The following is a 23,262-nucleotide window of genomic DNA, read 5'->3' as shown; positions in this document are numbered from 1 at the left end:
TCAGGACTTGGGCTGGTCTGCTGCGGGATCGGCGTCGTTCATGTCCACCGCAATGGAGATGGGGCCGGCCACGGCGTCGTCATCGTCCTCGCCGCTGTCCTCGCCTTCGCTTTCGGCCTCGGCTCCTGCATCCAGGCGTTCGATCAGCGTGCCCGAGATGTCCAGCGAGATCTCGTCGATCTCGCCGAGCTTGACGCGCACATGGGCGCCGCGCGGCAGGTTCTGCGCACCCAGCACGGGCAGTACCAGCGGCAGATTGTCGGCGCGCACCAGGAAGGAGCCGTTGGGGCCTTCCTTGAACACGCTGGCCGTCAGTTCGCTGATGTCGTTCTGCTCCAGATACTTGAGCGTCCAGAAGCGCTCCATGCCGGCCTGATAGCCGTTGTAGGCGCTGTAGGCGCCGTCAAAGCTGCTGATGATGCCGAACAGCTCGGCGTCCTTGGGCTTGAAGGGCGCTGCCAGGGCAGCCGTCTTGCCATGGCGGGCGCAGGCAATGATCTGCCACTGATTGACCAGATCCACATAGCGGCGCAGCGGGGAGGTGGCCCAGGAGTAGGCTTTCACGCCTATGCCGGCATGGGGCAAGGCCTTGGTGCTCATGCGTACCTTGACGCCGGGTGCCAGGCTGGCCTGGCTGCGGTAGATGCCGGGCACACCGTGCTCGGCCAGCATCAGGCCCCAGGTGCTGTTGGCCACGATGGCGGCCTCGGCCACGATCAGGTCCAGCGGCGCGCCGCGCTTGCGCACGGTGATCTGCACCTGCTCGCTGCCATTGGGCTCGGCGCCGTCGTTGCCGACGAGACGGAAGTTGTAGTCCGGGCGGTTGAAGTTCTCGGGCTTGCCGCGCACCACTTCGCGATTGGCCTTGAGGAACTTGGACCAGCGCTGCAAAAAGGTGAGCTCCTTGCGCTTGCCCAACAATGAATCAGGCGTGTTTTCAACCTCGATCGAGGAGTCAGTCAGCCATTCCTCGGTGACGATGTGATCGAGCTTGTCGTAGCGGAAGTTGACTTCCACGGGGACGCGCTCGAGACGGGTTTCGCTGGAGATGGTCTCCAGCGTCTCCTCGTTGATCTGCACATACAGCGAGACCGCGGGGTTGGAGCGGCCCTCATCCAGCGTGTAGATATGCACCACGTCGTCGGGCAGCATGGTGATCTTGTAGCCGGGCATGTAGACGGTGGACAGACGGGCACGGCCCAGCTTGTCCAGCTCGCCGCCGGGCGTGATGGCCAGACCGGGGGCGGCAATGTGGATGCCCACGGTGACGGTGCCCGTGCCCAGGCCCGTGACGGACAGCGCATCGTCGATTTCGGTGGTGGCCGAGTCGTCGATGGAAAAAGCCTTTACATCGGCTACGGGCAGATCGGCCGGCGGCTGAGGGGCCTGCACGGCGGGGAAGCCTGTGCCCTTGGGGAAGTTGTCGAACAGGAAGCGCTTCCAGTGGAATTGGTAGGACGAGTCGATGGCGCCTGCGCGGTGCAGCAGCTCCAACGGGGCCAGCTTGGTGGCGCGGCTGGCATCGACCACGGCCTTGTATTCGGCAGCGTTCTTGTCGGGCTTGAACAGAATCTTGTAGAGCTGTTCGCGGATTGCCTGCGGGCATTCGCCGCGGCCCAGTTCCTCGGCCCAGGCGTCGATCTGTGCCTGAATCTGCTTTTTCTTCTCGATGGCGGCAAGGGCTTGCTGCAGGATTTCTGCAGGAGCCTTCTTGAAGCGGCCCTTGCCCGCACGACGGAAATAGTGCGGTGCGTCGTACAGGCAGAACAGCGCACCGGCCTGCTGGGCCAGCGTCGCGGATTCGGAAAAATAGTCACGCGCCAGGTCGGCAAAGCCGAACTCTTCCTCGGGCGCAAATTCCCAGGCCAGATCAAGATCGATCTCGGCGGCCTGGACCTGGCCCTGAGCGACCAACTCGGCAGGTGCCGGCTTCTCGAACTTGAGCAGGATATTGGCGGCCTTGACCTTGACCCGCTTGCCCGAGTCCAGCTCGACTTGGGCAGAGGATTCGGCTTCGGAGAGGATGCGCCCGGCCAGAAATTTGCCGGCTTCTTCAAACAGTGCGTGCATAACCGCGCATTTTCCCACGAGCCGAACATTCGGCGCTCAGAAGTGATTCAGTTCATGCTTGAGGTCGGTCAATATCAGACGTGGCCCCCGCGCGGTCAGGGCCGTGAACAGGGGGCACGTTGCTGCAATACAGCCGTTTCCTGGGGTGGCGCCTGGAGTCGCCAAGGGCATCAGGCCAAGGCCAGAAATTCGTCGATCCGGTCCAGATACTCGGCAAAGTTGCTCAGGGCGTGGTCGCCGCCTTCTTGCACCAATTGAAGTGCGTGAGGGTAGCGCTCGCTCATCTCGTTCCAGTCCAGCACCTCGTCGCCCTGGGCGATCAACACCATCTCGGGTGCTGCCGGCGTCATGGTGCGGGTGTCGAGCTGGCGCAATTCCTCAATGTATTCGGGGCGAAAGAAGAAGGTTTCCTCGGGGTCATGCCAGCTGGACTGCTCGCCAATGTATTTTTCCAGGTCGCGGGCCGGGTTGATGGCAGGGTTGATCATCACGCTCTTGCAGCGCGCCAGCTGGGCCACCCAGCTGGCGTAATAGCCGCCTAGCGACGAGCCCATGACGGCCATGTTCTGGCGTGGCCAGTTGGCTATGCCCTCGACGATCACGGCCGCCGCTTCGCGCGGCGAGGGCGGCAACTGCGGGCACCACCAGCGTACCTTGGAATGCCTGGCGCCCACATAGTCCGCCATGATGCGTGCCTTGTTGGACTGGGGGGAGGAGCGAAAGCCGTGCAGGTACAGCAGGTGGGTGGTCGTCATAGCGGCAATCTCCTCTGGTAAAAAACACTTCTGTCGCGGTCATTGTGGACTGTCTGCCCCAAGACTATCAGGGGAGAAGGCCTATGGCGGGGGGAATGAGCGTGGGCCGACTTGAGTCGTCAGCAAAGCTCAACCCTGCAAGCTGCACGGCAGTCGGCTCCCACGATAATTGCGGCCCATGTCCGCCATCGAATTCGATAAGCCCTCGCTGCTGCAACGCATTGTTCCGCTGTTTCGCGGCTTTGATTTCCTGCTGCTTCTCTTTATCGCCATGTTGGCGGGTGCGGGGCTGCTGGCCATGTACTCGGCGGGTTTCGATCACGGCACGCGCTTTGTGGACCACGGCCGCAATATGCTGATTGCGGCGGGTCTGCTGTTCGTGCTGGCCCAGATATCCCCCCAGCAATTGATGAAGGTGGCCGTGCCGCTCTACACCCTGGGCGTGGTGTTGCTGGTGGCGGTGGCGCTGTTCGGCATCACCAAGAAGGGGGCCACGCGCTGGGTGAATGTGGGAGTGGTGATTCAGCCCTCCGAGCTTTTGAAGATCGCCACGCCGCTGATGCTGGCCTGGTGGTTCCAGCGCCGCGAGGGCAATCTGCGCGCATCGGACTTTGTCATCGCCTTTGTGCTGCTGATGGTGCCCGTGGGCCTGATCATGAAGCAGCCCGATCTGGGCACCTCGCTGCTGGTGATGGCTGCCGGCCTGTCCGTGATCTTTTTTGCCGGCCTGCCCTGGAAACTCATCGTGCCGCCGGTGCTGCTGGCCCTGGTCGGCATTTTCCTCATCGTCTGGTTTGAACCCCAGCTCTGTGCCGATGGCGTGAGCTGGTATTTTCTGCATGACTATCAGCGTACACGCGTCTGCACCTTGCTGGACCCCACGCGCGACCCGCTGGGCAAGGGCTTTCACATCATTCAGGGCATGATCGCCATCGGTTCGGGCGGTGTCTGGGGCAAGGGCTTTATGGCTGGGACGCAGACCCACCTGGAATTCATTCCCGAGCGCACCACCGACTTCATCTTTGCCGCCTATTCCGAAGAATTCGGCCTTATAGGCAATCTCTTCATCATCGTCGGCTTTCTCTTGCTTGTCTGGCGCGGGCTGGCCATTTCCATGAATGCCAACTCGCTGTTCGGCCGACTGATGGCAGCCGCCGTGGCCATGATCTTCTTCACCTATGCGTTCGTGAACATGGGCATGGTCAGCGGCATTTTGCCGGTGGTGGGCGTGCCCCTGCCTTTCATCAGCTATGGCGGCACGGCCATGGTTACGTTGGGCCTGGCGCTGGGCGTGCTGATGTCGGTGTCGCGGGCGCAGCGGCAACTACCCGGCGGTGATGGGCATATTCCCCATGCGTGAAGACCCGTGATTGGGATTGGATGCTCTTAAAAGGAGAGCTTCAATTCTATGCTTTGCAAGCCTTGAGTAATGGTTTTATGTGAAACTGCGTGCCGGGGCGGCGGGCTTAGATCGTTGAAAAATGTCAGTAGTTCCGTCCAAGGTCTTGCTTCGACTGTAAACAGCGTTTACAAACGGTTCTGGGGGGTCAGAAGACCGATCAAGCGGGAGCGGCAAAGACCCAGGTGGGGTTCTGCAATGCAAAGCGGGCAGGGCGGAACCCGGCAAGTGCGAAGCTAAGTGAACGGAGCGGAATGTTGTTCAGCCTGGTGGGGCAACATTCCGCTCTTTTTTATGCGCAGCCCGAGACAAGTCAGGGCTTGCAGCTATCTCTACAATGCTCTCATGATTTCCCGCGAACCCACCATCGAACGCTTGGCCACGGCCCGTCAGTTGCTGCTTGAGCCCTTCGGCCTGGACGAAACCCATCTTGCGCGTGCGCTTGCCGAAATTCGCTCGCACCAGGTGGATGACGCCGATCTCTACTTCCAGTACACCCGCGCGGAAGGCTGGAGTCTGGAGGAAGGCATCGTCAAGACCGGCTCCTTCTCCATCGATCAGGGAGTAGGCGTTCGGGCGGTCAGCGGCGAGAAGACGGCTTTTGCCTATTCCGACGACATTTCCGAAGCCTCGCTGCTGGATGCCGCACGTACCGTGCGCTCCATCTCCAGCGCAACCCAGACGCGCCGCGTCAAGGCGGGTGCGCAGAAGATTGCGCAAAGCCGCTCGCTCTATCCTGAGCTGGACCCCATCAGCACGCTGGACAGCACGACCAAGGTCGAGTTGCTGGGCAAGGTGGAAAAGCTGGCCCGCGCCAAGGACCCGCGCGTGGTGCAGGTCATGGCCGGTCTTGCCAGTGAATACGATGTGGTGCTGGTGGCCCGTGCGGACGGCACGCTGGCCGCTGACGTGCGCCCGCTGGTGCGCCTGTCGGTGACGGTGATCGCCGAGCAAAAGGGCCGCCGCGAGGTGGGCTCCTCCGGTGGTGGCGGTCGCTTCGGTCTGGCCTATTTCAGCGACGAGCAGATCAGCCAGTATGTGGACGAGGCCGTGCATGCAGCCCTGGTCAACCTCGAATCGCGTCCCGCACCGGCCGGTGTGATGACCGTGGTGCTGGGTTCTGGCTGGCCCGGCGTGCTGTTCCACGAGGCCGTGGGCCACGGCCTGGAAGGCGACTTCAACCGCAAGGGCTCCAGCGCCTTCAGCGGCCGCATCGGTCAGCGCGTCGCCGCCAAGGGCGTGACCGTGCTGGACGACGGCACGATTGCCGATCGCCGTGGCTCTCTGAACGTGGACGACGAAGGCCATGTCAGCCAGAGCAATGTGCTGATCGAGGACGGCATTCTCAAGGGCTATATCCAGGACTCCATGAATGCGCGCCTGATGGGCGTCAAGCCCACGGGCAATGGCCGTCGAGAAAGCTATGCCCACATCCCCATGCCGCGCATGACCAACACCTATATGCTGGGTGGCGACAAGGATCCGCAGGAGATCATCGGATCCATCAAGAAGGGTCTGTACGCCACCAACTTCGGCGGCGGTCAGGTGGACATCACCAGCGGCAAGTTCGTGTTCTCTGCCAGCGAAGCCTACTGGGTGGAAAACGGCAAGATCCAGTACCCCGTCAAGGGAGCGACCATCATCGGCAGCGGCCCGGAGTCGCTCAAGCACATCAGCATGATAGGTAACGACATGCGCCTGGACTCGGGTGTGGGCACTTGCGGCAAGGAAGGCCAGAGCGTGCCTGTGGGCGTGGGCCAGCCTACGCTGCGCATTGACGGCCTGACAGTTGGCGGCACGGCCTGATAGAGGTTTCATGGCGGGTCTGCCCGTCGTGAGCACCAACCCCCGCTTTGCATGGCAGAGCGGGGGTTTTTCATTTCAGTGTGCTGCAGACCATTCGCCACAGACCGCTTACGGCAAAAAAGCTTGTGGCAAACCGCTGTAGATCGCCTGGCAGCAGGGTTTTTTTCATGGCGTTTGGTGGCCTTGCCCTGAATATTGCTGATACGCTGAAAAATTGCACTGATTCTGGGTAAATTGAGATTCAAGTCAATAAAATTCTTAAAAATAAGAAAAAACGCAAAAATACTGCGCAAGAGTAAATTTTGAAAAATGCGTCATTTCAGAGGGAAAACCTGTTTTTGACAGAACGGCGGTGCGAGCTGCTGATGTTGCAATGCAAAAGAGCTGTGCTACATTGAAAGACATGCAAACGCAACGCGCCTATTTCTTTTACTTTTGGTTCTCGCCCCCGGCGGCTGAGAGGTAAACGCGCGCACCCTGCAAACACCTCCCAAAGAACCGCCGAAGCTGCAAAGCCCGGCGGTTTTTTTTCACCCCTACGTTTCAGCACCCCCGGTTTTCAACGATCAAACACCTCACGAAAGATTGCCATGACTGCTCTGAACACTTCCGCCACCGATTCCTGGTATCGCGCCGGCTCTCCCAAGACAGGCCAGACCGACGACGCACGTATCAAGGAAATCACAGTGTTACCCCCTCCAGAGCACCTCATTCGCTTCTTCCCCATTCGCGGCACTGCCGTGGAGACGCTGATCAGCGACACCCGCCGCAGCATCCACAACATCATGCGTGCGCAGGACGACCGTCTGCTGGTCATCGTCGGCCCTTGCTCCATTCACGATCCGGCTGCTGCCCTGGACTACGCCCGCCGTCTGGCCGTGGTGCGCGAGCAGTACAAGGACACGCTGGAAGTGGTGATGCGCGTCTATTTCGAAAAACCCCGCACCACCGTGGGCTGGAAGGGGCTGATCAACGATCCCTACCTGGATCAGAGCTATCGCATCGACGAAGGCCTGCGCATTGCGCGCCAGCTCCTGATCGACATCAACCGCCTGGGTGTGCCAGCGGCCAGCGAGTTCCTGGACGTGATCTCGCCCCAGTACATCGGTGATCTGATCAGCTGGGGCGCCATCGGTGCCCGCACCACGGAAAGCCAGGTGCATCGTGAACTGGCTTCGGGCATTTCGGCGCCGATTGGCTTCAAGAATGGCACGGACGGCAATATCCGTATTGCCACCGACGCGATTCAGTCGGCCAGCAGAGGCCACCATTTCCTGTCGGTGCACAAGAACGGCCAGGTCGCCATCGTGCATACGGGCGGCAATCAGGACTGTCACGTGATTCTGCGCGGTGGCAAGACGCCCAACTACGATGCCGAGCATGTGGCGGCCGCCTGTAGGGATCTGGAGACAGCGGGCCTCACGCCTTCGCTGATGGTGGACTGCAGCCACGCCAACAGCAACAAGCAGCATGAGCGCCAGAAGGATGTGGCCCGTGATATCGCGGCTCAGATCGCCGGAGGCTCCAGCAGCGTGTTCGGCGTGATGATCGAAGGTCATCTGGTCGGCGGTGCGCAGAAGTTCACGCCCGGCAAGGACGAAGTCTGCGATCTGACCTACGGCCAGAGCATTACCGATGCCTGCCTGGGCTGGGATGATTCTCTGGCAACGCTGCAAGAGCTGTCGCAGGCCGTGAGCCAGCGCCGCGCTGCTGCGCTCGCCAGCAAGCAGGAAGCAGAAGTGCTCGCCTGATAGATAAAGCGGGCGTGAACGAAACAGGCCACAGGGAGTATTTCCTGTGGCCTGTTTGTTTTTCTATATGGGAATGGGCTGCTTGCCTGCTCGATCAGTGTTTGGTGTCCGGCGTTGATGCCGGTGTCATTTCGCATCCATTGAGGGTGGCATCGATGCGGTTGAGCAGGCGCAGCAACTGCTGCTTGTCAAAGTCGGTGCGCTGCTGCCACTCGTGGTCGGCCAGCGGATAGACATGGCTTTGGTGGGGGAGGCTGCCCTTGGCATCGATCACGGCGCGCAGGCGCGGGATGAACACCCATTGCAGCCACTCGTGCAGCTTGAGCGTGTCGTACATGAAAGGCGTGGTGGACTCCAGTGCCTTGGGGTCTGGGGCTACGGCGGACCAGAGCTTCTGGACCTGAAGTTCGGCTTCCAGCTGCAGCAGATGCTCGCGTATTTCTTGGTGGATGTTCTCAGCGGTCATGGTGATGTTTCCTGAAGGCGTTGCAAGGCCTGCAAACTGGTATTCGTCAAAGATTTATGCAGTATGTAAGTCCTCTCATCACATTTTCAAGGCAGGAGCCTGGATGGAGATAACTGGCGGGTTACGAGTCCGTAATGACACTTGAAAAAGACGGTTTTGCCCTTATATTCTTGCCAAGCATGCGAGCAATGCTATGAAATTTAAAGATTTTTCATTGCTTTGCATGCCATGTTCCTGTAACCACTGTGATGCTTGATGCAAGTCTTTCAGGCCATGCATTGGTTGCCGCAGCTGTTTGCAAGCCGTCAGCTTGCAGCGTCTTCAGCACCGCGGTCACTATTAAGCTGTGGCCACGACAACGAATGGTGCAAGAGTCACCAGGTCAGAGGAGATTTATGCGTAGTGAAGTAATCGTGGTTTTGGATGGCGACCGTGAATACCGGGTCGATACCCAGTCGCTGTCCCCTATCAGTTCGGACGAAGGCCGACGCTGGCTGGATCAGCAGTTTGTCTCGCTCGAGTGCGAGCCTTTGCGGGCCACCGGCAAGGTGTTGCTGGCTGACAAGCTGGTGGTGGTGGCGCGGGAGGCGCGCAATCGCCCCGAGCTGTTTGACAACGAAGACTGGCGCAACAGCTATGCCCTGGCAGCGCATGCAGTGCTGTCCAAGCCCTTGATCCGGGTGGATGTGCCTGCGATGTCGATAAGCTATTGATCCCCCCCTGAGCCGCTTTGCGGCTTCCCCCCAGGGGGACGACGCCTTTGCTGCGGGGCGGCCCTTGCTTGGCGTCTCTGGCTTGGTCTGTTCCAGAGCAATGAAAAATGCCCGCGTAGAGCGGGCATTTGCTTTTATCGGGGCTTATTTCAGCGCTTCCAGCAGCTTGGCGTGGATGCCGCCAAAGCCGCCGTTGCTCATGCAGACGATATGGTCACCAGGGCGGACGACGGCGCTGATCTGCGCTATCAGGGTCTCGATATCACCTGCTACCTGAGCGCGCTGGCCGGGGCCTACGCCCATGGATTCCAGGGCTTCGGCGGCATCCCAGTCGAGGCCTGCAGTGTGGCAGAAGACCAGATCGGCGCTTTCCAGCGACCAGGGCAACTGGCTCTTCATGGTGCCCAGCTTCATGGTGTTGCTGCGAGGCTCGAACACTGCCAGGATGCGGGCCTCTGCCCCGAGCTTGCGGCGCAGGCCGTCCAGGGTGGTGCGGATGGCTGTGGGGTGGTGGGCGAAGTCGTCATAGACCTCGATGCCGTTGACCGTGCCGCGCAGTTCCATACGACGCTTGACGTTCTGAAAGCGCGACAGGGCTTCGCAAGCCACCTCGGCACTAACGCCCAGATGGTCGGCGGCAGCGATGGCGGCCAGTGCATTGAGCTGGTTGTGCACGCCGGTCAGGCTCCAGCGCAGTTGCGCCACCTTTTTGCCGCGGTGCAGCACGGCAAAGTCGCTGGGATCGCCATCGGCGCTGAAATCGCTGACAGCCGAGCCGAAGCTCCGCACTTCACTCCAGCAGCCCTCGGCCAGCACGCGGGTCAGGCTCTCTTCCAGGCCGTTGCTCACCACACGGCCGGTCGACGGCACGGTGCGTATCAGGTGGTGGAACTGGCGCTCGATGGCTGCCAGATCGTCAAAGATGTCGGCGTGATCGAATTCCAGGTTGTTGAGCACGGCCGTGCGGGGGCGGTAGTGCACAAACTTGCTGCGCTTGTCGAAGAAGGCGGTGTCGTACTCATCGGCTTCGATCACAAACACGGGTTCGTCACCGACGGGGCCAGGACCAGCGGCGGGGCGCTGGGCCGCACCGAGGCGGGCGGAGACGCCAAAGTCCAGCGGTACGCCGCCGACCAGGAAACCGGGTTGCAGACCTGCGCACTCAAGCACCCAGGTCAGCATGGATGTGGTGGTGGTCTTGCCGTGGGTGCCGGCCACGGCCAGCACATGGCGACCGCGCAGCACATGCTCGGCCAGCCATTGCGGGCCGCTGGTATAGGCGGCGCCGGTGTCCAGAATCGCTTCCATCAGCGGGAATTTGGGCGATCCGTCGGGCAGACGTTTGCGGCTGACGACGTTGCCGACCACATACATATCGGGCTTGAGCGCAATCTGGTCGGCGCCATAGCCCTCGATCAGCTCGATGCCCAACTGGCGCAGCTGATCGCTCATCGGCGGGTAAACACCGGAATCGCAGCCCGTCACCTTGTGACCGGCTTCTCGTGCCAAGGCGGCCAGGCCCCCCATGAAGGTGCCGCAAATGCCCAGAATATGTATGTGCATGGCCGGGGATTCTACGTTTGCCTGCATGACCTGGAGGCAAGCCATGGCCTGCCTGAGCGCTGACGGTAACCTTTCTTACCAAATTGATAGCTGGTTGCGCATGATCTATATGGATTTAAATGTGTTTTTACTTTCAGTTCGATACGAAACGGGTGCTAGCAGCTATCAAAACCTTGGTCTGTACGGTCCAGGTCAAAGTGCGGTCATTCATCTGGGTCACAATGCGAGCATGATCTGCCGCGCCTGCTGCGGCGGGCGTGATGAAATAGCGCTATGAGTTTGGATAACGTGACTGCTGAAATCGCTCAGACAGCGGCCCGCCTGGTGGTGGAGGAAGGCCTCGAATGGGGTCCGGCCAAGCAACGGGCCGTGCGTCAGCTCGGCCTGCCCGGCCGCACGGCGCTGCCCGACAACGACCAGCTTGAAGAAGCGGTGCGTGAATATATAGAGCTGTTCTGCGGCGACACCCAGCCGCAGGAGTTGCAGGCACTGCGCGAGCTGGCCCTGGTCTGGATGGACAGGCTGCAGGAGTTTCGCCCGCATCTGGCCGGAGCAGTCTGGCGCGGCACGGCCACGCGGCTGTCGGATATCTATCTGCAACTGTTCTGCGATGATCCCAAGTCTGCCGAAATAGCGCTCATCAACAACCATGTGCAATACGAGCCAAGCACGGTCACAGGCTTTCAGGGCAAGCCAGTCGAGGCACTTTCCATTCATGCACTGTGCAAGCCGATCAATGAAACCGTGGGCGTGCATCTGCTGGTCTATGACCATGATGATATGCGCGGTGCCATGAAGCCCGACAGCCATGGCCGCAGCCCGCGTGGTGATGCCAAGGCCTTGCGCAAGCTGCTGCAGGAGAGCTGCGATGAGTGAAAACACCTCTGAGAACAAGTCGACCAATGGCTCGCGCCGCATGTGGCTGACCGGCGCAGTGGCCGCAGTGGCGGCCGGGGGCGGCGCCGGCGTGGCCTGGTGGCGCAGTCAGCCTCGGGCCATGGGCCCCGGCGCCGAGGCGCAACTGTGGGGTCAGACCTTTGAAACGCCCGATGGCAAGCCTTTTGCCATGGCAGGCTTCCAGGGGCGGCCCTTGCTGGTCAACTTCTGGGCCACCTGGTGCCCGCCCTGTGTCAAGGAGCTGCCCATGCTCAGCGAATTTGCGGCGCAGCAGGGTGCAAAAGGTATTCAGGTCGTTGGCCTCGCGGTCGACAAATCCGAAGCCGTGCTGCGTTTTTTGCAGCGTCAGCCTGTGCAATTCCCGGTAGCCATCGCCATGCAAGGGGGATTGGGACTGAGCAGAAGTCTGGGTAACTTGCAGGGAGGCCTGCCATTCACGGTTCTGTTTGATGCCAAGGGGCAAGTGCGGCAACGTAAAATAGGCGAGCTTTCCAGCGAAGATCTGACAGATTGGAGCAAATAGAGCGAATGAACATTGCTCTTGTCGTCAGAAAAGTGTAGGTAACTAAATTCCATGGCGACGTTAGTGAAAAATATCTGCCAATGCACGCAGAAGGCCGAATTTGAGGTAAATTCGCGCCCTGTTTAGAAATACGTCGCTGGAGCTCCCATGGATTTGCGAAAACTCAAGACCCTTATTGATCTGGTGTCCGAATCGAATGTGTCGGAACTGGAGATCACCGAAGCAGAGGGCAAGGTCCGTATCGTCAAGAGCGAAGGTGTGGTTCACCAATACGTTGCTGCCCCCGTGCAAGCCGCTCCTGTGATGGCTGCCCCCTTGGCGGCAGCTCCCGTTGCCGCTGCTCCCGTGGCGGCCGCAGCCCCTGCTGCTGCTGAAGGCCATGTGGTGAAGTCGCCCATGGTCGGTACCTTCTACCGTGCCTCCAGCCCCGGCGCCAAGCCCTTTGTGGATGTGGGAAGCCAGGTCAAGGAAGGCGAAACCATCTGCATCGTTGAAGCCATGAAGATCCTCAACGAAATCGAAGCCGACAAGACCGGCACCATTGTTCGCGTTCTGGGTGAAAACGGCCAGGCTGTGGAATACGGCCAGCCTCTGTTCGTGATCGAGTGATAGATCATGAGGCGTTGCGTGCAGTTCGCATGGCAGCGCCGAGGTGCGCTAGCCACTGGCTGCGCGACTGAGTCATTGGCAGTAGTCTGTGCTGCGGCACAGGCACCAAGCTGCGAGGAACTTCATGTTTAAGAAAATTTTGGTTGCCAATCGGGGCGAGATCGCCCTGCGCATCCAGCGCGCTTGCCGTGAGCTGGGTATCAAGGCGGTGATGGTGTACTCCGAAGCCGACCGTGATGCCAAGTACGTCAAGCTGGCCGATGAGGCCGTCTGTATCGGCCCAGCTCCTTCTCCGCTGTCCTACCTCAATATGCCGGCCATCATCTCGGCTGCCGAGGTGACCGATGCAGAAGCCATCCATCCCGGTTACGGTTTCCTGTCCGAGAACGCCGACTTTGCCGAGCGAGTGGAAAAGAGCGGCTTCACCTTTATCGGCCCGACTCCCGAGAACATCCGCACCATGGGTGACAAGGTTTCGGCCAAGCAAGCCATGATCAAGGCCGGTGTGCCTTGCGTGCCCGGCTCGGACGGCGAACTGCCCGATGATCCCGCGCTCATCAAGCGCATTGCAAAGACCATCGGCTATCCCGTGATCATCAAGGCCTCGGGCGGCGGCGGCGGTCGCGGCATGCGTGTGGTGCACACCGAAGCTGCGCTGATCAATGCCGTGCAGATGACCAAGGCCGAAGCCGGCGCTGCTTTCGGCAATCCTGCCGTCTACATGGAAAAGTACCTGCAGAATCCGCGTCACGTGGAGATCCAGGTGCTGGCCGATACGCACAAGAACGCCGTGTATCTGGGCGAGCGCGATTGCTCCATGCAGCGTCGCCACCAGAAGGTGATCGAGGAGGCTCCGGCTCCCGGCATTCCCCGTCGTCTGATCGAGAAGATCGGCGAGCGCTGCGCTGCGGCCTGCAAGAAGATCGGCTATCGCGGTGCGGGTACTTTCGAGTTCCTGTACGAGAACGGCGAGTTCTACTTCATCGAGATGAACACCCGCGTGCAGGTGGAGCACCCCATCACCGAGCTGATCACGGGCATCGACATCGTGCGCACCCAGATCATGATCGCTGCCGGCGAGAAGCTGCCTTTCACCCAGCGCCAGGTCGAGTTCAAGGGGCACGCCATCGAGTGCCGTGTGAACGCCGAAGATCCGTACAAGTTCATCCCTTCGCCCGGCCGCATCTCCATGTGGCATGCTCCCGGCGGTCCTGGCGTACGTGTTGACACCCATGTGTACAACAATTACTTCGTGCCGCCCAACTACGACTCCATGATTGGCAAGATCATTGCCTATGGCGATACCCGCGAGCAGGCCATGGCCCGCATGCGCACGGCCTTGTTGGAGACCGTGGTGGAAGGCATCAAAACCAATATTCCGCTGCACCAGGATCTGATGGTCGACTCCAAGTTCATGGAAGGCGGCACCAACATCCACTATCTGGAAGAGTGGCTGACGCATCGCACGCCCAACAAGCGATGAGATCAGGAGCCTTGCTGCTCTGAGTTCCCATGCTGGCCTCTGGCAACGGAGGCCAGCATTTTCGTTTTTCAGGAAAGTACAAGTGCGTTCTCTCCATCAGGGCTGACCTGGCATGGAGACGCAGTTGCTAGAAAGGATGGCCATGTTCGAGCTGAGCCTGCTGTGCCCCGAAGATCGGGTCGAAACCATTAGCGAAGCGCTGGATGCACTCGATGCATTGAGCGTGTCCGTAGAAGATGCCGATGCGCAGACCGAAGCCGAGCAGGCACTGTTCGGCGAGCCTGGCATGCCCGCACCGAAGGAAGGCTGGAACCGCAGCCGCGTGATCGCCCTCTATCCCGACGAAGCTGCGGCCACCGAGGCGCGTGATCTACTGCTGCCGCAGGACTTTTTTGAGGGCTGCAAGATTCTGGCCCTTAAGCCCGTGCCCGAGCAGGACTGGGTGCGCCTGACGCAGTCGCAGTTCGAGCCCGTGGATATCACGCCCGAGTTCTGGATCGTGCCCACCTGGCATGAACTGCCCGAGCAGGCCAAGGTCAGCATCCGTCTGGACCCTGGTCTGGCTTTCGGTACCGGCACCCACCCCACTACTCGCATGTGTCTGCGCTGGATTGCACGCCAGCCCAAGGGTACCCTGGGACGCACGCTGGACTATGGCTGTGGCTCGGGCATTTTGGCCATTGGTGCCGCCAAGTTCGGCGCGACCGATGTGGATGCGGTGGACATCGATCCCGCGGCCGTGGAATCGACCAACTACAACACCAGTGCCAACCATGTGGAAGTCAGGGCCGGCCTGCCAGATGCGGCTGGCGGCGAGTACCGGACCGTGCTGGCCAATATTCTGGCTACGCCGCTCAAGGTGCTGGCGCCGCTGCTGTGCGGTCGTGTGCAAGCTGGCGGCAATCTGGTGTTGGCGGGCATTCTGGAACGCCAGGCCGACGAGCTGAAGGAGGCCTATGCGCCTTATCTCAAGCTGGAGGTGGCCGACAGCGAAGACGGCTGGATTCTCATGACTGCACAGCGAGCAGCCTGATTGCGATGCAAACCCGCAGCCAGCAGGTGTGCGGGTTGTTGCTGCCTACAATTGAACCCTGATGAGCCAAGTCACCCGTTGCCCCTCCTGTGGAACCCGCTTCAAAGTGGTCGCCGACCAACTGCGCATCTCGCAGGGCTGGGTGCGCTGCGGGATGTGCCAAAGCGTCTTTGATGCCTCGCAGGATTTGCAGTCCGTGCCCGACGAGCTGCTGCAGCCGGAAGCAGCTGATGCGCCGCAGAAGCCTGCCGTGCAGGAGGTGCAGCCGACGGAAGCCGGAGAACAGCGGACGCCGGTTTGGCCGCAGCAGGATGCCGCGGATGCTCCCGCCCCCGATACGCAGAAGGCTGAGGCCTTGCAGGAGTTGGCATCGGATTCGGTGGACGCGGCACCGACTGTTGCCCAGGCCGCAGAAGCCGCCCCGGCAGCAGAGCCTGCCGATGTGGTTTCCGAATCCGAGTCGTCCATGCCCGGGATGGCGGATGCACAGCCCTCGTTTGTCGATCAGGCGCGTCCTCTGACTGAAGAGGATGCAGCAGCTGCTCAGCATGATCCTCATCCGGACGCGAGCGAGCCGGAGGATAGGCTGAAGTCTGGTGATATTCCCGCTCCCGCCGAGCCGGAGCCGGAGCTGCTTGTGCAGCCGCCGTCGAGCGAGGTCCTGATGGCCGAGGCCGCGCAGGGCCTCAAGGATGAGGCCCAGGCCGAAGCTGTCTCGAAGGAGGCGCTGCTGCATGCTGATATCGGCGCTATACAACCCGCAAGGGACCGGGCGCAGGCTGTCACGGATGCGGATCAGGATGAGGTTGTTGCCATTGCTGGCGATGAACCTGGCTTTGTGCGTCAGGCCCGCCGGCAGGCGTTCTGGCACTCGGCAGGCATGCGTGTGGCGCTGGTGCTGGGCTCGTTGGTAGCCGTAGCCGGTGCCGTTGGGCAATATGCCTGGCTGCAACGCGATGTGCTGGCTGCGCAATATCCGGCGCTGGCCCCTGTGCTGGCCAAGGCCTGCAGTCTGGCGGGTTGCGAGCTGCAGGCCCGCCGCGCGATTGCCGATGTGGTGATCAGTGGCTCGGGCTTCAAGCAACTTGCCGATGACCATCAGTACCAGTGGAGCCTGACATTGGAGAACCGCTCCGATGTGCCAGTGGCCATGCCCATGGCCGAGCTGACCTTGACCGATGCACAGGACAGGCCTTTGCTGCGCCGTGTGATCGATCTGAGGCTGCTGGGTGCCCCGGAGCAGCTGCATGCCCGTCAGGAGTGGAGCGTGAACGTTCCTGTGCAGGTGCAGGACCTCGGCGCCGCAGTGGCGGGTTACCGGGCGCTGGTTTTTTATCCCTAATACGGCTTGTGCCAATTCGGATCAGGCAAGGTGTTTCGCCAATAGAAATGCCCGTTGTACATCCTTGTTGGCGCAAGCCCCTCTTCATTCATTTCTGAAAGAGAACGCACCATGGCCGCTTTGATCTGCGGGTCGCTGGCATTCGACAACATCATGACCTTTGAAGGTCGTTTCGTAGACCAGATTCTTCCCGACCAGCTGCACATACTGAATGTATCGTTTCTGGTGCCCACGCTGCGCCGCGACTTTGGTGGCTGTGCCGGCAATATTGCCTATAGCCTGAAGCTGCTCGGCGGCGATGCGCACCCCATGGCCATGGTGGGCAGTGACGGTGCGGATTATGTGCAGCGCTTCAAGGAACTGGGCATTGAGACCCGTCATGTGGGTCAGCTGCAGAGCACGCATACGGCGCAGTGCATGATCATGACCGACCATGACAACAACCAGATCACCGCTTTCCACCCAGGCGCCATGATGCAGGCGCACGAGAATCGCATCACTGCCGACATGGCTGCCGATGTCAAGATCGGCATTGTTGCTCCCGATGGCCGTCAAGCCATGATCGAGCACGCCGCCCAGTTCAAAGCTGCAGGCATTCCCTTTGTGTTCGATCCCGGCCAGGGCCTGCCCATGTTCAATGGCGACGAGCTCAAGGCCTTTATCGAGCAGGCCGACTGGGTGGCAGTGAACGACTATGAAGGCAAGATGCTCAGCGAGCGCACGGGCCTGAGCTTTGACGAGATCTCGCACAAGGTGCGTGGCCTGGTCGTGACCCTGGGCGCCGAAGGTTGCGAAGTCTGGCAGCAGGGCGAAAAGACATTGGTTGCTCCGGTGAAGCCCGCTGCCGTGGTCGATCCCACAGGTTGCGGCGATGCCTGGCGTGGTGCCTTCCTGTTTGGTCTGGAGCGTGGTTGGGATCTGGTGCGTTGCGCCGAACTGGGAAACCGCATGGGTGCGCTCAAGGTTGCGCATCGCGGCCCGCAGAACTATCAGCTGGACTTTCAGCCCTGATTTGGTGTCCGTGCCCTGAGGGCACTGATATCAGGCATGTAAAAAAGCCCGACTCTCGCAAGAGAGGCCGGGCTTTTTTATGGCGTGCAGGTCAGCGGACCGATCAGGGCTTGTTACCTGTGGGGAAGGGCCAGGCGGCTTGAGGTGCCAGGCGGGTCTGTGCCACGGGTGCAGCGGTTTCGGTTACTGCGGCAGGAGCGGGTGCTGCTGCAGCCTTCTTGGGAGCAGCGGCCTTGGCAGCAGTTGCAGCCTTCTTGGGGGCAGCGGCCTTGGCAGCAGTTGCAGCCTTCTTGAGGGCAGCCTTTGCAGGAGCGGCGGCCTTGGCAGCAGTCGCAGCCTTCTTGGGGGCAGCGGCCTTGGCAGCAGTTGCAGCCTTCTTGGGAGCAGCGGCCTTGGCAGCAGTTGCAGCCTTCTTGGGGGCAGCGGCCTTGGCAGCAGTTGCAGCCTTCTTGGGGGCAGCGGCCTTGGCAGCAGTTGCAGCCTTCTTGGGAGCAGCGGCCTTGGCAGCAGTTGCAGCCTTCTTGGGGGCAGCGGCCTTGGCAGCAGTTGCAGCCTTCTTGGGAGCAGCGGCCTTGGCAGCAGTTGCAGCCTTCTTGGGGGCAGCGGCCTTGGCAGCAGTTGCAGCCTTCTTGGGAGCAGCGGCCTTGACAGCAGTTGCAGCCTTCTTGGGTGCAGCCTTTGCAGGAGCAGCGGCCTTGGCAGCGGTTGCAGCCTTCTTGGGTGCAGCCTTCGCAGGAGCAGCGGCCTTGGCAGCGGTTGCAGTCTTCTTGGGTGCAGCCTTTGCAGGAGCAGCAGCCTTGGCAGCGGTTGCAGCCTTCTTGGGTGCAGCCTTAGCAGGAGCAGCAGCCTTGGCAGCGGTTGCAGCCTTCTTGGGTGCAGCCTTTGCAGGAGCAGCAGCCTTGGCAGCGGTTGCAGCCTTCTTGGGCGCAGCCTTTGCAGGAGCTGCAGCCTTGGCAGCGGTTGCAGCCTTCTTGGGTGCAGCCTTTGCAGGAGCAGCAGCCTTGGCAGCGGTGGCAGCCTTCTTGGGTGCAGCCTTTGCAGGAGCAGCGGCCTTGGGGGCTGCGGTCTTGGTTGCAGCTGCCTTCTTCACAGCTTCAGCCTTGGGCGCGGCCGCCTTCTTGGCAGGTGTCTTTTTCTCGGTTGTGGCCTTGGCGGCCGTCTTCTTCGCAGTTGCCATCATTTTCTCCTTCGTTGATTTGCATAAGACGTCCGGTTCCTTGCGGTGCCGGACGATTCAAAGCGATGTGGAGTTACGCATCGCTAGGAACACAAATTTGCTTCACGCCAAAAATCTCAGTTTTTTGTAGCAATGAAGTGAAGCAAGTCATGACTCGCATTGTGCCTGCTTAGAAGCAATTAATCCCAAGAAAGTGCGCCTCCGGTCTGATACTCGATCACTCGTGTCTCAAAGAAGTTACGTTCTTTCTTCAAATCGATCATTTCGCTCATCCAGGGGAAGGGATTTTCTTCACCGGGGAACAGTTCCTCCAGACCGATCTGCGTGGCGCGACGGTTGGCGATGTAGCGCAGATAGCCCTTGAACATGGATGCATTCATGCCCAGCACGCCGCGTGGCATGGTGTCCTCGGCATAGCGATATTCGAGTTCCACAGCCTTCTGGAACAGCTCCGTGATTTCCTGCTTGAACTCGGCCGTCCACAGATGGGGGTTCTCGAGCTTGAGCTGGTTGATCAGATCGATGCCGAAGTTGCAGTGCATGGACTCGTCGCGCAGGATGTACTGGTACTGCTCGGCGGCGCCCGTCATCTTGTTCTGGCGGCCCAGGGCCAGGATCTGCGTGAAGCCCACGTAGAAGAACAGACCTTCCATCAGGCAGGCAAAAACGATCAGCGACTTCAGCAGAGTCTGGTCGGTTTCGGGCGTGCCGGTGTGGAAGTTGGGGTCCATGATCGCTTCGATGAAGGGGATCAGGAACTCGTCCTTGTCGCGGATGGATTGGACTTCGTTGTAGGCGTTGAAGATTTCCGATTCATCCAGGCCCAGCGATTCCACGATGTACTGGTAGGCATGGGTGTGGATGGCTTCCTCGAAGGCCTGGCGCAGCAGGAACTGGCGGCACTCGGGCGCCGTGATGTGGCGGTAGGTGCCCAGCACGATGTTGTTGGCGGCCAGCGAGTCGGCCGTCACAAAGAAGCCCAGATTGCGCTTGACGATGCGGCGCTCGTCTTCGGTCAGGCCGTTGGGGTCCTTCCACAGCGCGATGTCGCGCGTCATGTTCACTTCCTGCGGCATCCAGTGGTTGGCGCAGGTGGCCAGATACTTTTCCCAGGCCCACTTGTACTTGAAGGGGACCAGCTGGTTCACGTCGGTCTTGGCGTTGATGATGCGCTTGTCGGCGGCATTCACGCGCTTGTGGGTGCTGGTGGACGCGCCGGCTTCTGCGCTGGTGGCGGAAGGGGCAAAGGTGTCGTCGTCAAAGCTCAGCATATTTATTCCTTGAGGGGGAAAAGGCTGGGTGCAATGCAATCGACATCCAGCTTTTCAGTCATTTATTGATGGAGTGGCGCCACTCAAATACTGGCGCACTCTAAAGCGAGAGACACCGAGGAAGCGCCGCCGCGCACCGAGGGTGTCGTCCCCCTCCGGCGCTCAGCGCCAGAGAGGGGGAAGGCGCGGGGGCCGCCTAGGCCAAGCGCCTCAGGGGGAGCCAGTCAATTACTGGCAGGCCTCGCAGCCTGGATCGTCGATCGCGCAGAACTTGATGTCCGTGGCGGGGGCCTGGGCACGGGCAGCGGCGGCAGCGGCTTCGAGTGCGCTCACCGCAGGCTTGGCAGCAGGAGCCGCCGAAGCGGCAGGAGCGCCGGAGGACACGGCGTTCAGCACACGGCTTTGCACGGTGGACTTCTCGATATTGGTCGCGCTGGTGGTACGCAGGTAGTAGGTGGTCTTCAGACCGCGCAGCCAGGCCAGCATGTAGGTGTCGTGCAGCTTCTTGCCCGATGCACCGGCCATGTAGATGTTCAGGCTCTGGGCCTGGTCGATCCACTTCTGGCGGCGCGAGGCGGCTTCCACCAGCCATTCGGGCGAGACTTCGAACGCGGTGGCGTAGAGGTTCTTGATCTCTTGCGGCACGCGGTCGATGGCGCGCAGCGAGCCGTCGAAATGCTTGAGGTCCATGACCATCACGTCGTCCCACAGGCCCAGGCGCTTGAGGTCGCGCACCAGGTACTGGTTGATGACGGTGAATTCGCCAGACAGATTGGACTTCACGGACAGGTTGCCGAACGAAGGCTCGATCGAGGCATCCACACCCACGATGTTGGAGATGGTGGCGGTGGGCGCAATGGCCACGCAGTTGGAGTTGCGCATGCCGTCCTGGGCGATCTTGGCGCGCAGGGCATCCCAGTCCAGCTTGGCGGAGCGATCCACTTCCACATAGCCGCCGCGGGCCTTTTCCAGCAGCTTCAGGGTGTCGGGAGGCAGGATGCCCTGATCCCACAGCGATCCCTTGAAGGTGGAGTAGGTGCCGCGTTCCTTGGACAGCTCGGTCGATGCCCAGTAAGCGTAGTAGCAGATGGCTTCCATGGCTTCGTCGGCGAACTCGACGGCGCCCTGGCTGGCGTAGGCGGTGCGCATTTCATACAGCGCGTCCTGGAAACCCATCAGGCCCATGCCCACGGGGCGGTGGCGCAGATTGGAGTCCTTGGCCTTTTGCACGGCGTAGTAGTTGATGTCGATCACGTTGTCCAGCATGCGCATGGCCGTGTTCACGGTCTTGCGCAGCTTGTCGTGGTCGATCTTGCCGTCCTTGATGTGCTGGACCAGGTTCACGGAACCCAGGTTGCAGACCGCAGTTTCGGTGTCGCTGGTGTTGAGCGTGATCTCGGTGCACAGATTGGACGAGTGCACCACACCCACGTGCTGCTGGGGCGAGCGGATGTTGCAGGGGTCCTTGAAGGTGATCCAGGGATGGCCGGTCTCGAACAGCATCGAGAGCATCTTGCGCCACAGGTCCACGGCAGGCACGCGCTTGAACAGCTTGAGCTCGCCGCTGTCGGTCTTGGCTTCATAGGCGGTGTAGGCCTTCTCGAAGGCTTCGCCGTACAGATCGTGCAGATCGGGAGCGTCGGCGGGCGAGAACAGGGTCCACTGGCCTTTTTCCATCACGCGCTTCATGAACAGGTCGGGAATCCAGTTCGCCGTGTTCATGTCGTGGGTGCGGCGGCGGTCGTCGCCGGTGTTCTTGCGCAGCTCCAGGAATTCTTCGATGTCCAGGTGCCAGGATTCCAGATAGGTGCAGACCGCGCCCTTGCGCTTGCCGCCCTGGTTCACGGCGACGGCCGTGTCGTTGACCACCTTGAGGAAGGGAACCACGCCTTGCGATTCGCCGTTGGTGCCCTTGATGCGCGAGCCCAGGGCACGCACACGGGTCCAGTCATTGCCCAGGCCGCCAGCAAACTTGGACAGCAGAGCGTTTTCCTTGATGGATTCGTAGATGCCGTCCAGGTCGTCGGGCACGGTGGTCAGGTAGCAGGACGACAGTTGCGAGCGCAGCGTGCCGCTGTTGAACAGCGTCGGGGTGGACGACATGAAGTCGAAGGACGACAGCAGCTCGTAGAACTCGATGGCACGTGCATTGCGGTCAGGCTCGTTCAGCGCCAGGCCCATGGCCACGCGCATGAAGAAGGACTGGGGCAGCTCGATGCGGGTCTTGCGCACGTGCAGGAAGTAGCGGTCATACAGGGTCTGCAGGCCCAGGTAGTCGAACTGTTCGTCGCGCTCGGCCTTCAGGGCCTTGGCCAGACGGGGCAGGTCGTAGCTCAGCAGCTCGGGGTTGAGCAGCTCGTTGTCCACGCCCTTTTGCACAAAGCCGGGGAAGTAGTCGGCATAGGCCGCCTGCATTTCTGCGGGCTGCACGTCGCGGCCCATGACTTCGCGCACGATGGTGTGCAGCAGCAGGCGAGCGGTGACGTAGGTGTAGTCGGGGTCTTTTTCGATCAGCGTACGGGCGGCCAGGATGGACGCCTTGTAGACCTCGGCCAGAGGCACGCCGTCGTACAGATTGCGCAGGGTCTCGGCCACGATGGGCGCGGACTGGATGTCGGCATTCAGATTGCGGCAGGAAGCGACGATCAGAGCCTCCAGACGCTCCTGGTCCAGGGGCACGCGCTGGCCGTTGTCGGTCACATGCAGCACGGGCTTGGCGGCGGCAGCGGCGGCCACTTCGGCGGCCTTCTTTTGCTCGGCACGTTCCTGGTTGCGGCGCTCGCGGTACAGCACATAGGCGCGGGCCACGTCCTGGTGGCCGGCGCGCATCAGGCCCAGCTCGACCTGGTCCTGCACATCTTCAATATGGAAGGTGCCGCCATCGGGACGCGAGCGCACCAGTGCGCGCACCACGCCTTCGGTCAGTTCGTTGACGGTGTCGCGCACGCTGGCAGACGCCGCGCCCTGCGCGCCGCGCACAGCCAGGAAAGCCTTGGTCAGGGCCACGGCAATCTTCTGGGGCGCGAAAGCCACCACATCGCCGCTGCGGCGGATGATCTGATAGCTGTCATTGGGGGAGGAAGAATTGGCTGCACCGGCAGGCGCGGCAGAAGGCAGTGAGTTCAACGCTTCTTGCATAAGTTCCTCTGAGTCAGTATGTGGATAGGCAGACAAAGGCCTGCACTGTGGGCAGGCCATCAAAAACACGATTCGGCGCCTCGGTTTACACATGGTTTGCACAGGGTGTGCACAACTTGTAAACACTAGATATGGGGTCTGAGGCTCTTTAAAACACTACCGGTAGTGTATCGCGCTTAAATCCGAGCGACCTGATGAAACTACTGAATCTGGCATTTCGAGCGCCGCTTGACAGCCGCAAAAATGACTTCATCC

The 23,262-nt window shown here is 60.9% G+C and carries 19 protein-coding genes; 12 read left to right on the top strand and 7 right to left on the bottom strand.

Annotation, left to right across the window (positions count from 1 at the left end; translation table 11 throughout):
• Together MPZ60_RS21465 and MPZ60_RS21460 are read right to left on the bottom strand one after the other, a co-directional pair.
• Positions 1–2,070: a ribonuclease catalytic domain-containing protein gene (locus MPZ60_RS21465; RefSeq protein ID WP_034354308.1), complete on the bottom strand. Its 2,070-nt coding sequence runs from the start codon at positions 2,068–2,070 to the stop codon at positions 1–3.
• A 170-nt stretch (positions 2,071–2,240) separates the two neighbouring features.
• A complete protein-coding gene (locus MPZ60_RS21460) occupies positions 2,241–2,825 on the bottom strand; it encodes a YqiA/YcfP family alpha/beta fold hydrolase (protein ID WP_034354305.1) in 585 nt (194 codons plus the stop codon).
• Between the two features lie 178 nt (positions 2,826–3,003).
• Between MPZ60_RS21460 and rodA the strand changes: the two genes are divergently transcribed.
• From rodA to MPZ60_RS21445, 3 genes are all read left to right on the top strand, one after another.
• Positions 3,004–4,185 carry a rod shape-determining protein RodA gene (gene rodA / locus MPZ60_RS21455; protein WP_003068946.1) on the top strand — a complete coding sequence of 394 codons (1,182 nt, stop codon included), beginning with the start codon at positions 3,004–3,006 and terminating at the stop codon, positions 4,183–4,185.
• Between the two features lie 384 nt (positions 4,186–4,569).
• Complete coding sequence (tldD, locus tag MPZ60_RS21450) at positions 4,570–6,030, top strand: metalloprotease TldD (protein WP_034354302.1); 1,461 nt, start codon at positions 4,570–4,572, stop codon at positions 6,028–6,030.
• 590 nt (positions 6,031–6,620) lie between these two features.
• Positions 6,621–7,781: a 3-deoxy-7-phosphoheptulonate synthase gene (locus tag MPZ60_RS21445; RefSeq protein ID WP_003068944.1), complete on the top strand. Its 1,161-nt coding sequence runs from the start codon at positions 6,621–6,623 to the stop codon at positions 7,779–7,781.
• A 94-nt stretch (positions 7,782–7,875) separates the two neighbouring features.
• Here the strand turns inward: MPZ60_RS21445 and MPZ60_RS21440 are convergent, their stop codons facing one another.
• A complete protein-coding gene (locus MPZ60_RS21440) occupies positions 7,876–8,247 on the bottom strand; it encodes a YqcC family protein (RefSeq protein WP_012839819.1) in 372 nt (123 codons plus the stop codon).
• 395 nt (positions 8,248–8,642) lie between these two features.
• Between MPZ60_RS21440 and MPZ60_RS21435 the strand changes: the two genes are divergently transcribed.
• Positions 8,643–8,960, top strand: a complete 318-nt coding sequence (locus tag MPZ60_RS21435; RefSeq protein WP_012839818.1) for a hypothetical protein — start codon at positions 8,643–8,645, stop codon at positions 8,958–8,960.
• 144 nt (positions 8,961–9,104) lie between these two features.
• Here MPZ60_RS21435 and mpl read toward each other — a convergent pair whose 3' ends face one another.
• Positions 9,105–10,523, bottom strand: a complete 1,419-nt coding sequence (gene mpl, locus MPZ60_RS21430; protein ID WP_034354299.1) for a UDP-N-acetylmuramate:L-alanyl-gamma-D-glutamyl-meso-diaminopimelate ligase — start codon at positions 10,521–10,523, stop codon at positions 9,105–9,107.
• Positions 10,524–10,566: 43 nt separating this feature from the next.
• Between mpl and MPZ60_RS21425 the strand changes: the two genes are divergently transcribed.
• The 8 genes from MPZ60_RS21425 to MPZ60_RS21390 all read left to right on the top strand — a co-directional run bounded on the left by MPZ60_RS21425 (position 10,567) and on the right by MPZ60_RS21390 (position 17,421).
• Complete coding sequence (locus tag MPZ60_RS21425; RefSeq protein WP_131324646.1) at positions 10,567–10,800, top strand: hypothetical protein; 234 nt, start codon at positions 10,567–10,569, stop codon at positions 10,798–10,800.
• On the top strand, positions 10,797–11,399 hold the full coding sequence (locus MPZ60_RS21420) for a hypothetical protein (RefSeq protein WP_003068937.1): 603 nt from the start codon (positions 10,797–10,799) through the stop codon (positions 11,397–11,399). Before MPZ60_RS21425 ends, MPZ60_RS21420 begins: the two co-directional genes overlap by 4 nt.
• Complete coding sequence (locus MPZ60_RS21415; protein ID WP_034354295.1) at positions 11,392–11,943, top strand: TlpA disulfide reductase family protein; 552 nt, start codon at positions 11,392–11,394, stop codon at positions 11,941–11,943. The genes MPZ60_RS21420 and MPZ60_RS21415 overlap by 8 nt, the downstream gene beginning before the upstream one ends.
• 147 nt (positions 11,944–12,090) lie before the next feature.
• Positions 12,091–12,552 carry an acetyl-CoA carboxylase biotin carboxyl carrier protein gene (gene accB, locus MPZ60_RS21410; protein ID WP_003068934.1) on the top strand — a complete coding sequence of 154 codons (462 nt, stop codon included), beginning with the start codon at positions 12,091–12,093 and terminating at the stop codon, positions 12,550–12,552.
• Between the two features lie 124 nt (positions 12,553–12,676).
• Positions 12,677–14,035, top strand: coding sequence for an acetyl-CoA carboxylase biotin carboxylase subunit (accC, locus tag MPZ60_RS21405; RefSeq protein ID WP_003068932.1), 1,359 nt, complete (start codon positions 12,677–12,679; stop codon positions 14,033–14,035).
• A 142-nt stretch (positions 14,036–14,177) separates the two neighbouring features.
• Positions 14,178–15,068 (top strand): 50S ribosomal protein L11 methyltransferase, encoded by an 891-nt coding sequence (gene prmA, locus MPZ60_RS21400; RefSeq protein ID WP_034355260.1) that lies wholly within the window; start codon positions 14,178–14,180, stop codon positions 15,066–15,068.
• 61 nt (positions 15,069–15,129) lie between these two features.
• Positions 15,130–16,410, top strand: a complete 1,281-nt coding sequence (locus MPZ60_RS21395) for a DUF3426 domain-containing protein (protein WP_080746138.1) — start codon at positions 15,130–15,132, stop codon at positions 16,408–16,410.
• 111 nt (positions 16,411–16,521) lie between these two features.
• Positions 16,522–17,421 (top strand): carbohydrate kinase family protein, encoded by a 900-nt coding sequence (locus MPZ60_RS21390; protein ID WP_034354288.1) that lies wholly within the window; start codon positions 16,522–16,524, stop codon positions 17,419–17,421.
• 103 nt (positions 17,422–17,524) lie between these two features.
• On the opposite strand, the gene MPZ60_RS21385 is transcribed toward MPZ60_RS21390, so the two are convergent.
• From MPZ60_RS21385 to MPZ60_RS21375, 3 genes are all read right to left on the bottom strand, one after another.
• Positions 17,525–18,598: a hypothetical protein gene (locus tag MPZ60_RS21385; RefSeq protein WP_242899882.1), complete on the bottom strand. Its 1,074-nt coding sequence runs from the start codon at positions 18,596–18,598 to the stop codon at positions 17,525–17,527.
• Between the two features lie 179 nt (positions 18,599–18,777).
• Positions 18,778–19,869, bottom strand: coding sequence for a ribonucleotide-diphosphate reductase subunit beta (locus tag MPZ60_RS21380; RefSeq protein WP_034357815.1), 1,092 nt, complete (start codon positions 19,867–19,869; stop codon positions 18,778–18,780).
• Between the two features lie 228 nt (positions 19,870–20,097).
• A complete protein-coding gene (locus MPZ60_RS21375) occupies positions 20,098–23,007 on the bottom strand; it encodes a ribonucleoside-diphosphate reductase subunit alpha (RefSeq protein ID WP_034357813.1) in 2,910 nt (969 codons plus the stop codon).
• Positions 23,008–23,262 lie beyond the last annotated feature (255 nt).

The organism is Comamonas sp. 7D-2 (assembly GCF_022749555.1).
Lineage (GTDB): Bacteria > Pseudomonadota > Gammaproteobacteria > Burkholderiales > Burkholderiaceae_C > Comamonas > Comamonas thiooxydans.
The sequence above is the reverse complement of the archived record's forward strand: the minus strand, read 5'-3'. Positions and strand labels throughout refer to the sequence as shown.